The 16,902-nt window shown below is 44.5% G+C and carries 9 protein-coding genes; 3 read left to right on the forward strand and 6 right to left on the reverse strand.

Annotation, left to right across the window (positions count from 1 at the left end; translation table 11 throughout):
• Positions 1–153 precede the first annotated feature (153 nt).
• A complete protein-coding gene (locus NDI35_RS14665) occupies positions 154–6,042 on the forward strand; it encodes an ATP-binding sensor histidine kinase (protein WP_445313380.1) in 5,889 nt (1,962 codons plus the stop codon).
• Between the two features lie 121 nt (positions 6,043–6,163).
• On the opposite strand, the gene NDI35_RS14670 is transcribed toward NDI35_RS14665, so the two are convergent.
• The 3 genes from NDI35_RS14670 to NDI35_RS14680 form a co-directional block, all read right to left on the reverse strand.
• Positions 6,164–7,369: a glycosyltransferase family 2 protein gene (locus NDI35_RS14670; protein WP_445313381.1), complete on the reverse strand. Its 1,206-nt coding sequence runs from the start codon at positions 7,367–7,369 to the stop codon at positions 6,164–6,166.
• A 532-nt stretch (positions 7,370–7,901) separates the two neighbouring features.
• Positions 7,902–9,533 (reverse strand): polysaccharide biosynthesis protein, encoded by a 1,632-nt coding sequence (locus NDI35_RS14675; protein ID WP_445313382.1) that lies wholly within the window; start codon positions 9,531–9,533, stop codon positions 7,902–7,904.
• A 570-nt stretch (positions 9,534–10,103) separates the two neighbouring features.
• The gene (locus NDI35_RS14680) at positions 10,104–11,390 is read right to left on the reverse strand and encodes a type IV pilus twitching motility protein PilT (RefSeq protein WP_445313383.1); all 1,287 of its coding nucleotides are present in this window, start codon (positions 11,388–11,390) and stop codon (positions 10,104–10,106) included.
• Between the two features lie 289 nt (positions 11,391–11,679).
• Between NDI35_RS14680 and NDI35_RS14685 the strand changes: the two genes are divergently transcribed.
• Entirely contained in the window at positions 11,680–12,849 is a 1,170-nt protein-coding gene (locus NDI35_RS14685; protein ID WP_445313384.1) for a DUF58 domain-containing protein, read from the forward strand.
• Between the two features lie 205 nt (positions 12,850–13,054).
• On the opposite strand, the gene minE is transcribed toward NDI35_RS14685, so the two are convergent.
• From minE to minC, 3 genes are all read right to left on the reverse strand, one after another.
• Positions 13,055–13,426, reverse strand: coding sequence for a cell division topological specificity factor MinE (minE, locus tag NDI35_RS14690; protein ID WP_333069141.1), 372 nt, complete (start codon positions 13,424–13,426; stop codon positions 13,055–13,057).
• 216 nt (positions 13,427–13,642) lie between these two features.
• A complete protein-coding gene (gene minD / locus NDI35_RS14695; RefSeq protein ID WP_190737982.1) occupies positions 13,643–14,449 on the reverse strand; it encodes a septum site-determining protein MinD in 807 nt (268 codons plus the stop codon).
• Between the two features lie 309 nt (positions 14,450–14,758).
• Entirely contained in the window at positions 14,759–15,562 is an 804-nt protein-coding gene (minC, locus tag NDI35_RS14700; protein ID WP_172190818.1) for a septum site-determining protein MinC, read from the reverse strand.
• A gap of 315 nt (positions 15,563–15,877) precedes the next feature.
• On the opposite strand from minC, the gene NDI35_RS14705 reads away from it, so the two are divergent.
• On the forward strand, positions 15,878–16,807 hold the full coding sequence (locus NDI35_RS14705) for an ADP-ribosylglycohydrolase family protein (protein ID WP_445313385.1): 930 nt from the start codon (positions 15,878–15,880) through the stop codon (positions 16,805–16,807).
• The last annotated feature ends 95 nt before the right edge of the window (positions 16,808–16,902 follow it).

The raw sequence follows: 16,902 nt of genomic DNA on the forward strand, positions 1-16,902 counted from the left end.
AAAAAATCCCTGACTAATTACTGGTATTTTAAAATAGATTCAGTATTAAAAAATACCCCATATATAAAAACACTTAAGTACCGTACGCCCGATAGTCGCTCGAAATCAAGCAAAATGTTTACCCAAAATTTAGTCATAGATAGAATAAAACCCATGAATGCAATTCCCGGTTACAGAATCACAGAAATTGTTCAACTTGGTGTCAAGTCGATTATTTATCGCGGAGTCCGGGAATCGGATAGAGCGTCAGTCATTATTAAAACACTCAATACCGAGTACCCCACAAGAGAAGAAATTACTCGTTTGAGACATGAATACAAAATTAGCTCGAATCTCCCAGTTGAAGGGATTGTCAAACCCCATAGCTTAGAAAAATATAACAACAGTTTCGCTCTGATCTTAGAAGATTGTGGCGGTCAATCTCTCAAGCACCATCAAGCGGGTAAAAGCATTAAACTTCCGAAGTTTTTGCCACTGGCTATTCAACTGGTTCAGACTCTCGGAGAAGTGCATCAAAACCAGATTATTCATAAAGATATAAAACCCTCAAATATTATCATCACACCAGATTTGGAAAAAGTAAAAATCACTGATTTTAGTATGGCAACGCGCCTATCTAGAGAGATTCACCAAAATAGCAATACCACCGCGCTAGAAGGTACTCTAGCCTATATATCGCCAGAGCAAACTGGTCGAATGAACCGCGACCTCGACTACCGAACTGACTTTTATTCTCTAGGCATCACGTTTTATGAAATGCTTACAGGAGAGTTACCCTTTAATTCAACCGACCCCTTAGAATTAATTCACAGCCACATTGCTGTGACGCCAGTTCCTCCCCATCAGTTAAAAAAGGAAGTCCCCCTGGTAGTTTCATCTATTGTGATGAAACTATTAGCTAAAAATGCCGAAGACCGATATCAAAGTGCCTTTGGAGTAAAATCCGACCTGGAAAATTGTCTAACCCAGCTACAAACTACTGACAAAATAGTAAATTTTATTCCAGGGACACTTGACAAATCAGGTCAATTTTTGATTCCCCAAAAACTCTACGGTCGCACACAAGAAGTCGCTGATTTGATGGCATCTTTCGAGCGAGTCAGTTGGGGACAAACGGAGATGGTGTTGGTAAGCGGTTACTCAGGTATCGGTAAAACCTCAGTTGTCAGTGAAATTAAAAAACCAATTGTACGGCAGCGGGGTTATTTTATTGCTGGCAAATTTGACCAGTTTAAGCGGGATATTCCTTATGCTGCAATAACTCAAGCGTTTGAGTCATTGATGCAGCAGTTATTCACAAAAAGCTCAGAAGATTTGGGACTTTGGAAAGAAAAGCTTTTGTCAAGGCTGGGTAATAACGGTGCAATTATTATTGATGTTGTTCCTTCTCTCGAACTAATCATTGGTTCGCAGCCGGCTGTTCCACAATTGGGGCCGACAGAATCTCAAAATAGCTTTAATCGATTGTTCAAAGAATTCTTGAAGGTGTTTGCCCAAGCAGAACACCCCTTAGTTCTATTTCTGGATGATTTGCAATGGGCAGATTTAGCTTCCTTAAAATTGATTCAGGAACTGGTAACAGACTTGGAGAGCCGATATTTTTTACTAATAGGGGCCTATCGAGATAACGAAGTAAATTCGACTCATCCTTTAGTTCAAACTGTAGAAAAAATTCAAGAGACTGCTGCTGCTGTGCATCACATTATCCTCCCATGTTTAGAGTTGAGCAGCGTCAGTGAGCTAGTTGGGGATACTTTGGGTAATCCAACCGAAAACTTAAAGTGTTTGACAGAGTTAATTTTTAATAAAACGGGCGGAAATCCATTTTTTATAACTCAACTGCTCTCAACTATTCACTCAGAACAACTGTTAGTTTTTGATTTCACTGTTGGTGCATGGCAGTGGGATATAACGGAAATTGAAGCGGCTGGCATTGCAGATTACAATGTCGTTGAATTAGTTGCTCGGAATCTTCAACAATTGCCGGAGCCGACGCAGCAAGTATTAAAATTAGCTGCTTGTATGGGCAACCATTTTAATTTAGACAATTTGGCAAGTGTTACGGAAAAATCCGGCTCGGAAACGGCGGCAGATTTATGGGATGCGCTTCAAGCTGGTTTAATTTTGCCAATGAGCGATGCTTACAAAATCCCCCTGGTTGAGGACATCGACTCCGGGTGGCCAGGGCATGGGGATGGAGTTGCGAGTCGCGCTCAATACGCAATATCTTACAGGTTTTTGCACGATCGCGTACAACAAGCCGCCTATTCTCTGATCCCTGACTGTGATAAAAAACAAACCCACTTAAAAGTCGGCACCCTGCTACTGCATTCAACTCCAGCATCGGATATAGCAGAAAATATATTTGATATTGTCAACCAACTCAATATCGGGGTGGAATTCATTACCAATCAAGAAAAGCGAGATGAACTAGCTAACTTTAATCTTATAGCGGGCAAAAAAGCTAAGAGTTCTGCCGCCTATGAAGCAGCGTTCAAATATTTTAATGTAGGTCGAGAACTTCTACCCGACCGAGCTTGGCATAGTCACTATGATTTAATCATGGAACTCCATGCCGAAGCGCTGGAGTCCTCCTATATAAATACCGATTTTGATGGGGCTTTTCAGCTCTCAGAGATTATTATAGCACGCGCCCAAAATTTGCTCAATAAAATAAAAGTTTACGAGCTAAAAGTTTTTTTCTACTTCAATCAAAATCAATCCCAAACTTCCATAGATATAGCTATCGAAGCTTTAAAAATGCTGGGAGTCTATATCCCTAAGAAACCAACTAAGTTAAATATTTTTCTAGAGTTGATACGGACAAAACTAGCTTTAAGAAATCATCAGATTGAGGATTTATTAAAACTGCCACCAATGACTGACGCTAATAAAATTGTGGCTCTACGGATTTTAACGAATATGAGTCCGGCCGCTTTTGTAGCAGCACCCGAAATATTCCCGCTGATCATATTTAAAATGGTTACTCTTTCTCTTAAATACGGGAATGCGCCACTGTCTAGTTTTGGGTATGCAAACTATGGTGTGATCCACTGTGGAGTGTTAGGTGATATGGATTCTGGATACCGATACGGTCAAATGGCTCAGGCACTTTTAGAGCGATTCCACACCAAGTTGCGCCACTCTCAAATTTCACTACCTTTTAATGCTATGATTCGTCACTGGTCTGAGGGTTGCAGAGCAAGTTGTACAGGTTTAATTGAGGGTATTGAGAGCGGACTAGAAACCGGAGATATCAACAATGCTTGTTACTGTGCCAGTTTTTACAGCAATTATATATTTTTGAGTGGCGAACCTTTGAACTCCGTGGAGACGAAGCAGAGTCAATATATTCAAATGTTGGTGAATTATCAGAATAAATTCATGATGAACCATAGCAGAGTGGGGGCGCAAGTTGTTTTAAATTTACAAGGTAAAACAGCTAATCCTTGCCTGTTAGTTGGCGAAAGATTTAATGAAGAGATGATGCTCCCAACCTTAAGAGAGAGTAAAAATAACCTGGTAATATTTGTAATATATTTGTCGAAATTATGGCTAAATTATGTATTTAAAAATTATGTAGAAGCCGTAGAAAATGCCAGGACAGCCTCAAGTTACTCTGAGGCTGCAATGAGCATGATGTATATTCCGCTCCACAATTTTTACTATTCCCTAGCGCTGCTAGCGTTGTATCCCACCCTTACCAAAAATGAACAGAAAAAACATTTAAAACAAGTGACTTCACTGCAAAAAAAAATGAAGCATTGGGCTGTGAGTTCTCCGGGAAATTATCAGCATAAATATGACTTAGTAGAGGCGGAGAAAGCGCGAGTATTGAGAGAATATGAAAAAGCTGCTCTGTATTATGACCGAGCGGTGAAAGGAGCATCGAAGAATGAATACATCCACGAAGAAGCTCTAGCCAATGAACTAGCTGCAGAATTTTATCTAGCTAACGGTCGAAATAAAGTGGCTCAGACTTATCTGATAGATGCTTACTACGGCTATATTCACTGGGGAGCAACCGCCAAGGTAAAACATTTGGAGTCACAGTATCCGATCTCTTTAGCCCCTACATCGATGGGAAAAGCCAGCGCCGAGCGAACTATTACTAATACTAATTGTAGCACGAGCAGCAGTCACAGCAGTTTATTAGATTTGACAACGGTTGTTAAAGCATCTCAAGCGCTAGCTAGTGAAATTGTGTTGGACAAGTTGTTAGAAAAGTTAATGAAAATGGCGATCGAGAATGCTGGTGCCCAAAAAGGTTTTCTTCTGATGCCCCAGGAAGGAAAATTGCGGATTAAAGCAGCGGCATCCGTGGAGTATTCGGATGTTGCAGTTGAACAATGCCCTAGAGTATCTCCTGCAGAGGTTTTGCCAATAACGGTGATTAATTATGTTGAAAAAACGCACTTAGATGTAGTTTTAAGTCAGGCTGCTAGAGAAGGTCTATTTACAGACGACCCCTATATTAAAAGGCAGCAAGTGAAATCTGCGCTTTGTACTCCTATTCTGAATCAAAGCAAACTCGTAGGTCTCCTTTATCTGGAAAATAATTTAGCTACTGAAGCGTTTTCTCCAACTAGGTTGGAGGTTTTGAAAATTCTTTCTTCCCAAGCTGCTATTTCTCTAGAAAATGCGGTACTTGTTGCTAATTTGTCGGAGGCTAAGGAACAGTTGGAGGATTATTCGCGGACCTTGGAGGTGAGAGTAGAAGAGCGCACGCAGGAATTAAAGACTAAAGAAGCTAAGCTGCAAGAAGCTCAAAAACTGGCGCACCTCGGCAACTGGGAATTTGATTTGGAGGGGGATAAATTAACTTGGTCTGAGGAAGTATTCCGAATTTTTGGCCTTGACCCTAAACTACCAGAACCCACTCTTTTGGAACACAAGAAGCAAATTCATCCAGATGACCTAAAGTTGTGGTTAGAGGCAGTAGAGCAGATTAGTCGGTTAGGAAATCCTTGCGAGTATGAGATGAGAATTTTGCGCGCTAATGGAGCTGTCAGATATATTTATGTTAAGGCGCAAGCTATTTTGGATGGCGGTAAGGTGATTAAGTTATTTGGGACCATACAGGACATTACGGATCGCAAGTTAGCGGAGGATGCTTTGCGACTGTCTGAGGGGCAATTGAGAGAAAAAGCGACACAATTAGAAGTTACTTTGTCCGAATTACGCTCGACGCAGACTCAACTAATTCAAACGGAAAAAATGTCTTCTTTGGGGCAGTTAGTGGCGGGGGTTGCTCACGAAATCAATAATCCGATTAATTTCATTTATGGCAATGTTCTCCATGCTAACGATTATAGCTCGGATTTGCTGGGATTGATTGAGCTTTATCAGGAGTCTTACCCGAATGCTAATCCTGACATTGTTGCTAAAACAGAAGATATTGACCTCGCTTTTATTCAAGAAGATTTACCCAAAATTCTCAAATCAATGCAGGTTGGGGTCGATCGCGTTCGCAATATTGTGCTGTCGCTGCGGAATTTCTCACGCCTCGATGAAGCCGAGATGAAACCAGTGGATATTCACTCCGGGATTGATTCGACTCTGCTAATTTTGCAGCACAGGTTGAAAAAGGATGCACTCGGACATGGCGTTGAGGTAGTTAAAGAGTACGGTCAACTGCCGAAGGTAAATTGTTATGCTTCTGGGTTAAATCAGGTGTTTATGAATATTTTGAGCAATGCAATTGATGCAGTGGAGTTAGCAGTTGGGCGACCGGAGACAACTGCAAAACTAGAAAATCCTTTATCTCCAATCTTTGAGCGAAAGATTAAGATTCGGACTGAGGTATGCGACAAAAACTTGGTGAGAATTTATATTGCTGATAATGGTCGGGGGATGACGGAGGAAGTACGATCGCGAATATTTGACCCTTTCTTTACTACAAAAGCGGTGGGCCAAGGTACCGGTTTAGGGTTGAGTATCAGTTATCAGATTGTAGTAGAGAAACACGGCGGGAAGTTAATGTGCTTTTCCGCGCCCGGTGAGGGGGCTGAGTTTGTGATTGAAATTCCCGTGAAGCAGTGAAGTTTTTTTTATAAGATTTTTTTAACCGCAGATGAACGCCGATGAACGTAGCTCCAATTCTATCTGCGTTCATCTGTATTTCTCGGCTGATATCTGCGGTTAAAACTTCTCAATCTAAATATTAAACATCGCGTTCTGTTCGCACCCATTTGGTTTGCCGTTTCAGGAGAAAACCTAGATACAAAGGGATTTTCCAAAGGATGTAAAAAGGTACAGATAAAAGAGTTGAGCCAGAAATATTGGCACGGCCGAATTTTGCCCAAGCGCCGACAATTGAAAGTAAAATCAGCAATCCTTGTACTGCTAACAAGACGGCTGGAATTGGGGATGTTCCCAAAATTGCTGCTAGTAAGGAGGCGGCAAAAGCAGCTAGCCAGATAGCGACTAAAAGCGATAGGGGAGGTACGGATAAGTCGAGGGCGATCGCCAATAAGTCAAAACGTTTTTGCTCCACTGAAGCTGCTGTCAGGCGGGGAGTTTGAGTTAACAATGTCTGTATGTGACCGTGTTCCCATCTGGTTCTTTGACTTTTAGCTGCTTGCTGCTGCTGTGGCAAACACCCGGTGACGTTGGCTTCGGGGCAGAATACTGTTGGGTGTCCGGCGATCGCCAAATCCAAACTCATCTGCATATCTTCAACAATATTGCTGCTAGCTAGGGAAACCGCTCGAATTATCGACCAGGGAAAAGCCATGCCAGTACCTGTTAGTAATGATGGGAATCCTAACTTTTTTAATCCACTGGGACGGACTAAGTTTTTCACAAGAAAGGCTAAAGCAGAAATGGAATCTTTCGGAGTAGGATTTGGTGGCTGTTCCATGAGATAAGTTGCTTGCACTGGTCTTTGTTCAGCAACTGCAACCCTGGCTAATTTTTCTATAGAGTCTGGCTGACAGATGCAGTCTGCGTCAACCATGATGACTACTTCGGGGGGGTCGGATTCGATCGACTGCAAGCCAAAATCCAGTGCGTATCCTTTGCCCTTGCGTTGTGTGTCTTGGCGCTCGATCGCACTTGCACCGCAGTTCCGGGCGATTTCTGCCGTGGCGTCCGTGCAGTTGTCAGCAATCACTAACAGGCGGTCTTGAGGTGTTAGCTGTGGCAATATGGTGGAGATGGTGGCGGCAATTCCTGCTGCTTCGTTGTAAGCGGGAATTAAAACTGCTACTTTGGGGCGGGGCGCTTTGGTTTCCGCTGTGGGGTCGAAGCCGGAGAAGAAAGCTGCACTGCATTCTAGAAATAGAACTGCAACGGGAATTAGAAGGATCAGGGCGATCGCCAATAGCACAACATCAATCAATAAGAACAGTAGCTGATTAATTTCCACAATTCTAGTACCTTAATTTAATTTTATTGTTTGCGTTCATTGAGTTTATTTAATCTAATTGCACCTTTGTTAACTCACAGCGCCACTCTATCTCAATTATTATTATATCATGCCCGCAAAAAATCACCAGTTTCACCTTTTTTGTGAGGACTTAACTCCTCCTAAAACTACTAGGACGATCGTCCTCACTACAAATTAATTTGATGGTGGTTGTTCGAGCCGACATAATATTATATCATGTCGCTTCTGACAATGTTAAGTCTATCAATTTAATTAAATTTAAAACAAGCCCACATTGGAGAAACCTGGTTTCTAAAAGAAACCAGGTTTCGGGGTGTTCTGTTTTTAATCAACTAAACACTTAGCCGATGTTTAACATCTAATCCGGTTCCATCGGAATAATAAAATCGAGTGAACAGTCAACCGTCAACAGTCAACAATCATTTCGCTCGTGCAACCGGAATTGATATAACTCATCTCCTGTGGGTGGGCAGTCACCCAGCAATCTCCAAACTCAAAACTTATGTTCAAGCTACGCTGCATCGGGGATAGCAACAGGTTCAGATTTTTTGCTGGTGAACTGTGCGGGGGGTGCAAATTCTCTTAGATATCTCGACAGCGATCGCAAATATCCCACTTCTGCTTGAATCAACTCCAGGGTAGAAAGACTCTCAACTAAGTCATCAAACTCATCTGCCGTAACTCCAGCGCTGTGCAAGACTTCTTGGTTAAGCCGCCCGCAGATTCCTTGCAGGAGGAGTTGGATAATCTCGCTATAGTCAGTGATTTCCGTTCCGTAACCTTGCAATTTCTTGGGATTGATTCCCCATTGCAAAATCTTCAACAACTCTTCAGGGGCACTCCACGCAAAAGAGGAAGCAATCACTTCTTTTTCCGCTGCGACAAGAGCGTGCTTGATTTGCACTTCGGGGAAATCTGGATCGATGATTAAGCTTTCCAGCTTCGACACTTGTTTATCTAACACAGGCAAAGAAAAAGGAGCTAATTCTACACTCACCATGTCGCCAGTATCGTTAATACTTCTAAAAGGATCTTCCAACACATTAATTAGGAGATGAATGTCTGTAGGTTTTTTCCAGTCAAACTGTCCAAGAAAAAACGGTTCTTCGTATCCCGGCAAAAGTCCTTGAAAATAAATCGGCAGATTTTTGCCTGATTCAAGAATTTTATAAAGAGCTACTTCCAAGGTTTCTGTTGGCCAACCGAGATTACTCACGGCAACAAATTTCAGTTTTCCGGGAACGGACACAATCAGAGAATTCAGCAATAAATGTACGGCTTCAATAAGATTTTGAGCAGTTACGTAGCGGTGGGGAGCGTGAACGTTGACAGTTTTACCTTGCTCTACTTTTTTGGACATTTGCTCGCAGAACAAGCTATTTTCCAACATATGAGTAAAGCGAACCATCCCGTAAGTCACATCTCCTTCTTGAGCTGCTTTGGCAAATTGCCATTCGGCAAACTTCTTCGAGGCTGCGTAAACTTCGGTTGTAAAATATCGAGATGTTTTGCCTGTGGAAGAAAAGATGCAGTGTTCTACGCCGTATTCTTCGCAGAGTTGGATGACGTGTTTACATCCTAACAGGCTGGTTGTAACTGTTTCTCGGATTTTGATTTCAGCTAGTCCGGGTTGGCGCTGGGCTGCTAGGTGAAAAACAATTTCTGGTTTTTCTACCTCAAATATGTGTCTGAGCGCGTCGAGGTTGCGAATGTCAACGGCATAGAAAGTTACAGCACCTTCTTTGGTAAAAAGCGGGAGATTTTCTTCGGGGTTGTGACATCGGGCGTTGTCTGCGGAAATGATTTTAGTTGCGCCTAATTCGAGGAGTTTTGCGATCAAGAAACGACCGACACATCCTTCTCCTCCGGTGATGAAGATGGTTTTTCCTTTGATTTGGCTGCTGACTGCGGATGCGTATAGGTGAATAGTGCGACCGCGCACGTCGCTAAAAGGTTCGCTTTCTAATTGTCCGTCGGCTTGATAGGCTGCGATTAGCTGTGCGGTGAGAGTTTGGAGAGCCGCGAGGATTTCAGGATCTTGGGGTTCCGGGGAACCGGGCGGAACTAGCTGCTGGATGCGCTCAATTATTTCCGCTTTGCTGGCACCTTCAAACAGTTCTCTTTGGTTATATGCACTCTTCACTTTTTTTGCTCCTTTAAATTCTAGAAATACCGTTGCTGATAAGCGCGTTGTTAAACAAATTTTCGAGGGACAGAATCTTTAAAAGTCTGCTTGGTTTTAGGATTTTTTCGACGGAAAGCTACTTAATTGGAAAAACACGGCATCGGCTCTGCTTGTAGTTTTATTAAGCGCTTTTGTAACCTGCTTACTTCTGCGATCGGCAAATATCGGCAAAGTCGGAATGTTCTCTGTCCAAAATTTGTCACTACAACTATATACTTAAATGGCTGAGTGTTGGCAATACTCCGAACATATCTTTACTATTTCTTTGCAATAACCTACGAGTTTTCACGCAATTTTAAAGTTTATGTAAAGTAGGCTCTACGTTTAAAAAACTTAACAATACACTCGACATTATTGATTATAGCATTTTACTTTTTAATTAAAATGTATTTTTGGTTACTAAATATAGTTTAATTTTAAGTAAAAATACGCACAAAAGCCTTAATCAAATATTTCCGCCTGCTAAAAATCTTGTTACTTGATGGGTGGGGTAGTCCTGCAGTGCCTACCCCTGTATGTGTGCTGCTACTAGGCGCGAACGGTGCGTTCTTTTTTGCTGCCTTCAAAGCCACGAGCGTCGGCAACATCGTAGCCTCCTGTCCGCAAACGGCGGTCTAAATCGCTGGCTTCGGGAGAAATTTTTGCTGCTTCTTCGATCGTCACTCTGCCTTCAAGCACCAGTTTGTAAAGACCCTGGTTGATAATCTGCATTCCTTCGTAAGTATCATGTTCCATTAATCGGACAGCTTCATCATCAGCACCTTTCATCAAGTAATCGTGCATGGCAGGTGTATTCACCAAAATATCGTGAACTGCTACCCGACGGTTGTCAACTGTTGGCAGCAAAAGTTGGGCAATTACCGCTACTAAAGAATCGCAAATTTGAATCCGCATCGCCTGTTGTTCCTCGGGCGGGTAGAGGTTCAACAACCGATTAATAGCGTTAATGGCGCTGCGAGTGTGGAGAGTTCCCAATACTAAGTGACCAGTTTGAGCTGCTTGCAACGCTGTATTGATGGTAACGCGATCGCGCATTTCCCCAATCAGAATTACATCGGGATCTTCCCGCAAAACAGCCCGCAAAGCCTGCTGAAACTCGTGGGTATGCAAGCCGACTTCCCGCTGGCTGACTAAGCATTTTTTAGAGGGGTGAATGAATTCGATCGGGTCTTCAATTGTAACTACGTGCTTTTGCTCCATCTGGTTGAGGTGGTCGATCATCGCAGCTACGGTTGTCGATTTCCCCGAACCGGTAGGCCCTGTAACCAATATTAATCCCTGCGATCGCAAAATGATACTTTTGAAAACTTCTGGCAACCTCAAGGAATCGATAGTAGGTATTTCCAAACTAATCAACCGCAATACCATCGCACCGCCGCTGAGGGAATCAAAACAGTTTAGCCGACACCGCACGAAGCCAGGGTAAAAAATTGCTGAATCTAATTCCTTGGTAGTTGCAAACTGTTTTCGCTGTTCGGGGGTGAGAATTTCGGCTAGGTACTGTTCAAAAATTTCTGGCGTTACTTTGGGGTGGGCGGTTGCTACTTGCATCGCGCCACGAATCCGAAATCGAGGTACTTGGCCGACTCGAATGTGAATGTCGGAAGCCGAGACGCTATGGGCATCTCTGACCATTTGTTCGATCGTACTGACGGGTGTCTCGACAGGCCGCTGCTGCTGGGCAGGGGGGGGCGCACTCGGCGCAGGTGCAGGAGGTGGCGCGGGAGTTGCTGCCAAGGGCGGCGGCGGCGGCGGTGTTCGTCGGCGGGCTTGAGCCTCTGGTTGAACGGGTGTAGGATTGTTTAATGGGTTCATTTTTTTGTCTCCAGTCAGTCTATTTTAGATTTTAGATTTTAGATTTTAGATTTTAGATTTACTCCACAGATTAATCTAGGAGCAGGAACTAGAGTCTAAAATTTGGGGATCGACCCTGACTGAGTGTCGGGGGCTTGTGTCCGTTTTTGGGCGGGGTCAATGTAGATTTATTGCGAAAAAATGCCCGATTTCTAATCTTATCGCTCGCAGCTAATTCGGTGTTAAATGCTGAGAATATTTTACAATTAGGCTTGATGGGGCGATCGAGTAATTAACAATTTAAACTCCTATGAACATCGGTCACAAAATCGCTGACTGGCTCGAAAATCGTGCTGTTACCCCTGCCTACGCGGGTTGGCTGCTCTTGGGGATGACGGTTTTCTTTTTTGGGTCGGCGACTAATACAATGTCTGGGTGGCTGTACGTGCTCAGCGGTGGGGGTTTGGCGCTGTTGGGGGTAGCGGCGGTTTTGCCTGGAAAATCGCTCCGTTCCTTGGAAGTCCGTCGCCGCCCGATCGAACCGGTCAGTGCGGGCGATCAAATCACCGTTGAACTAGAAATCGAAAATCGCGCCCGCGAACCTAAGACTCTGTTGCAAGTGGTAGACATCTTGCCATTTGTATTGGGAGAACCCGTCGTCCGCCCGATCGAAGTCATAGAGCCTAACAGTATATACAGGGATACATACTATTTAGAAGTGCGGCAGCGCGGGGTCTATCGGTGGCAAGAGGTAAACTTGAGGACGGCGGCACCTTTAGGGTTGTTTTGGTGCCGACGCAGCCGCCCAGTCAAAGCGGTGGCGGTTGTGTATCCACAAGTTTTGCCGTTGAGCACTTGTCCTTTGATCGATCGCATCGGTCAAGAAGACAGTCCGCAATTTTACAATCGCAGTCGATCGCAAGCTGCTACCGAAGGCCTCACCCGCAACCTGAGACCTTACCGCCACGGAGATCCCACCCGCCTGATTCACTGGCGCACCAGCGCCCGCTACGGAGAACTGCGGGTGAGAGAGTTAGAAGTTGCAGCCGGCGGTCAAGAAATTATTATTGCTCTCGACAGCGCTGCGACGTGGCAGCCAGAAGAATTTGAACGAGCCGTGACAGTAGCTGCGTCTCTTTACTTCTATGCTAGCAAGCGCCTGTTAAACGTCAAACTTTGGACTGCCGGGACTGGACTCGTATCGGGGAACCGGGTAGTTTTGGAAACTTTAGCGGCGGTTAATGCTGGGGAAGATGCGGTTGAGGGTCGGTCGAAACTGCCGATAATTTGGCTGACTCAAAACTCTGCAAGTTTAAGCACTCTTTCCGTAGGAAGCCGCTGGGTACTCTGGCCGAGTGCGACTGCTGAAACAGGCGAAAAAATGTTAGTCAAACAGGATTTACCTGGTTTGAAAATTCGCTCTGACCGACCGTTAGAACTTCAGTTACAAGATACTCTGGAAAGAGCGATTAGTTATTAAGATAGTCCCCGCAAGCTTTTCTGGAAAGAGCGATTAGTTATAAAGATTAACTTCATGAGTTTTTAGGTATCAGAAACTTTTTCTCTTTTAAATCACATATTTTGGGCGGCCTAAGAGTGCCCACCACAATATTTTAATTCTAGAGAGATAGTTTAATTTAAATGGCGATCAAACTCTTTGCCTGACAATAAAATCTCAATCCCTATCACTCTCTCGTGTCGGGCAGAGTTTCGACTACATACTCCGGTACATATTCTGGTCGATTTTCGGATCTATTTGGGGGCAAATTCTGGGGCAAATTCTCCGGTGGATGTTCCAGTCTGACGCGCCGGATCGGGAGATTTGCAATCAGTGCTGTGGCCCGCTGGTCACTCTCCAGCGAGAACTCAGACCCGGTGGTATCGATTTCCACGTAGCGAGACACCACCTCTAGAATTTCTCGGCGCATCGACTCAACCATTTCTGGGCTGAGTTCTGAGCGGTCGTGGGCTAGAACCAGTTTGAGGCGCCGTTTTACCTCGTCGCGGCTGTTGTCAGGGGTGCGCGGGAAAAGTCGTTCGAGAAGTGTGTGTATCATGGGTCGGGCTGGTTTGTCAAGGGTTAGGCATAGAAAAGGTCATACCATTTTCGATTTTCGATTTTCGATTTTCGATTGGGGAATTACTGATTCCCGTCTGGTTTGGAGCTGGTTTACAGTTTCATTCTTTTTGGGAACTGGTGTCACTGGGGGAAAATTTGGGCTAGTTTTTGTGATGCGGTCGCTGCTGTTAAAGATCGATCGCCAATAACCACATCACATAATTTTAGTATTTAAGAACTTGCGGAGGCGAGTAAAGAAGTTTTCCCGACGGGGATTGAGATCTAGAAAATCAACTTTTTCGCCTTCTAAGCGGCGGGCAATATTGTCGAAGGCAGTTCCAGCTAAAGAGGCCGTTTCCGACAATACTAATGGTTCGCCTCGGTTGGTGGAAACGATGACGCGCTCGTCGTCGGGAACGACGCCTAACAGCGAAATGGCGAGGATTTCCCGCACGTCTTGCACCGACATCATATCATTTGCCAGCACCATTGCGGGTCTGATCCGGTTGACGATCAGGTTGATTTTCTTGACGTTGTTGGCTTCCAGCAGGCCGATGACTCGATCGGCATCGCGGACAGCAGCGATTTCGGGAGTGGTGACAATTATCCCTTCTTGAGCCGGGGCGATCGCATTTTGAAAACCTTGTTCAATTCCAGCAGGAGAGTCGATCAAAATATAGTCGTATTTTGCTCCCAACATCCCCACAAGCTGCTTCATTTGCTCAGCGCTGATGGCATCTTTCATCCGAGTTTGGGCAGCCGGCAACAGCACCAAGCGCGGCTGCCGCTTGTCTTTCACCAAAGCTTGCTCTAATCTGCACTCTCCAGCGAGAACTTCTAATGCCGTGTAAACAATCCGATTTTCTAAGCCCAGCAGCAAGTCTAAATTTCTGAGACCGAAATCGGCATCAATTACGGCAACGTTTCGTCCCCGCTTAGCTAAAGCCATGCCGAGATTGGCTGTGGAGGTCGTTTTTCCTACCCCGCCTTTCCCTGATGTAACAACAATAATGCGAGCCATAAGCGATTTTAGATTTATTGGGAATTGGTGATTGGGAATTAGTAATTGGGAATTAGTAATTGGGAATTGGTAATTGATAATTGGCAATTATTCTTTGGGAATTTTGCAGTAATCTGTTATTCAGTGAATTAACTCAACACTCAATATTCTCCTTGTTCTACTAATTATCTATGAATTTGCACTGATTTAAAAAATCGTCTTTTAGTGACTGATTTACCCAAGGCAAAAATGATCGAGTGCAGGCTTAAAGAGAAATAGTATTAACAATTACCCATTAACAATGACCAATTACCAATTACCAATTATTGATTACTCATTACCCCCAACTAACTGCGATTTGTCAAAATCAGAGGCTCTACCGATCCGAATCCCTTGAGGCGTCACGTAGGCGACTTCCGGGAAAAACTGAGCGGGTGAGGTTTCAGGGCCTCTGGCAACATACTTAGCAATCCTAATCACCATCGGCTCCATCTGCAAGGTCATAATCACGCTTTTGGTGTTGCCACCGGCACCGGCGTGCACGACTCCCCGCAAACGGCCCCAAACTAGGATATCGCCTCCGGCTATGACTGATCCGCCTGGATTTACGTCTCCCAAAAGTACGACGGTGCCCGGATGGCGAATTTCTACGCCCGATCGCACTGTCATCTGCAAATATAAAGGTTCCGCCAGCGATTGCGGTTTTTCAGCGGCGGCTTTATTCAGGGAAGAAACCGGAGGCTGCTGTTCTACACAATAGCCTGCCGTAGCTGCGGCAACGGCGGTTTGGCGGCGACTGGTGTGGACTCGTTTGAGTTGCAGTTCCACTTCCGAGAGGGCAGAGGCTATCTCTTGCAGTTGGCGGATATCTAAAAGTCGATCGTTCCCCATCAATTGTACTTCTGCGTTAGGCTGCCAAAAGCGTTCTCCTGCATTCAGCCTGACTTTTAGCTGCTGCCAAAGTTCAGTCCAAGTCGAGGCCGTGGCTGTTGCGGGTTCGCTGTTGGTTTCTGGGGGGAGTAGCAACAGTAGCTGTCCATCTTCTGTCTTGAGTCGGACTTGCAACTCTAAGCTGACTTCGGGTGTTGATTGAGGGGCGGCAGCAGCGGCTGCGGCGGAGGCATCGGGTGTCATGGGACAGTTTGATCTCGGGTAGGGACAGGTTAACATCAATATTAGCCTGACTCGTCTTTTGCCTCAGCATTTGGGGAAAAAGTCTTGTTTTTTTATTTTTAACGGCAGCTAGGGCAATTCTATTTCGTTTGTGAACAAGATTTTGTTTTAATGAACCGCAGAGGGCGCAGAGAACACAGAGAAAGAGAATTAAGAGAAGAGAGAATGAGAGAATTTGACAAGTTTGGCATCGATTGTTATACAGGCAGGTAAGATGCAGAGAGAAATGGTTTTGAATTCACTAGCGCTTACTAATTATTAATTTTCAATTACGTTATGCAGCAAATAGAACATTATCGCGGCAGTCTTCTCGGTTTAGCAGTTGGCGATGCTCTCGGAACAACTTTAGAGTTCTGTCGCCCCGGAACGTTTGCGCCTATTAACGATATGGTTGGCGGCGGCCCGTTTCGACTGCAACCGGGCGAGTGGACGGACGATACTTCGATGGCGCTTTGTTTGGCTGAAAGTTTGATTGAGAAACAAGGTTTCGATCCAGTCCATCAGTTAGAAACATATTTGCGGTGGAGTACAGACGGACATTTGAGCAGCACTGGTGAATGTTTTGATATTGGCAATACGGTTCAACAAGCACTTTGGGAGTTTAAAAATACAGGAAAACCTTTCTGTGGTTCTACGGATGCTGGGACTGCTGGAAATGGTTCGATTATGCGCTTGGCTCCCGTGCCTTTGTTTTATGCTAAAAATCCTTTGGAAGTAATAGAAAAATCTGGACAAAGTTCGAGAACTACTCACGGTGCTGCTACTTGTGTGGATGCTTGCCGCTATTTTGGTGCTTTAATTTCGGGGGCCGTGAATGGAGTTGCTAAAGATGTGTTGCTTTCGGAAAGATATTGTCCGATTTCTGGATATTGGGCAGAAAATCCGTTGGTGGCAGAGATTGATGAGATTGCGGCGGGTTCTTTTAAACTGCGACAACCTCCTGAAATTAAGGGTACGGGTTATGTTGTCAAGTCTTTGGAGGCGGCGCTGTGGGCTTTTTACAACAGTGATTCTTTTGCTGAAGGCTGTTTGTTGGCTGTGAATTTGGGCGACGATGCGGATACTACTGGTGCGGTTTACGGACAATTGGCGGGGGCTTTTTACGGAGAATCTGGTATACCGGAAAAATGGATCTCGCAATTAGTCGATCGCACTTTAATTGCATCTTTTGGCGATCGGCTTTTGACTCTATCTAGATCACTCTGAATACTTTTATCAGTTTTCCACCTTCTTTGTTTTTACAATAACTAGCAACTTGAGTTAATATAGATAAATTTAGACAAACATTTCTGGTTGAGGGT

This window comes from Microcoleus vaginatus FACHB-2002 (assembly GCF_040004035.1).
GTDB lineage: Bacteria > Cyanobacteriota > Cyanobacteriia > Cyanobacteriales > Microcoleaceae > Microcoleus > Microcoleus vaginatus_C.

Coding starts and splice junctions, on each gene's coding strand:
- NDI35_RS14665 (WP_445313380.1), top strand. CDS start 154: ATGAATGCAATTCCCGGTTACAGAATCACAGAAATTGTTCAACTTGGT.
- NDI35_RS14680 (WP_445313383.1), bottom strand. CDS start 11,390: ATGAACCCATTAAACAATCCTACACCCGTTCAACCAGAGGCTCAAGCC.
- NDI35_RS14685 (WP_445313384.1), top strand. CDS start 11,680: ATGAACATCGGTCACAAAATCGCTGACTGGCTCGAAAATCGTGCTGTT.
- minE (WP_333069141.1), bottom strand. CDS start 13,426: ATGATACACACACTTCTCGAACGACTTTTCCCGCGCACCCCTGACAAC.
- minD (WP_190737982.1), bottom strand. CDS start 14,449: ATGGCTCGCATTATTGTTGTTACATCAGGGAAAGGCGGGGTAGGAAAA.
- minC (WP_172190818.1), bottom strand. CDS start 15,562: ATGACACCCGATGCCTCCGCCGCAGCCGCTGCTGCCGCCCCTCAATCA.
- NDI35_RS14705 (WP_445313385.1), top strand. CDS start 15,878: ATGCAGCAAATAGAACATTATCGCGGCAGTCTTCTCGGTTTAGCAGTT.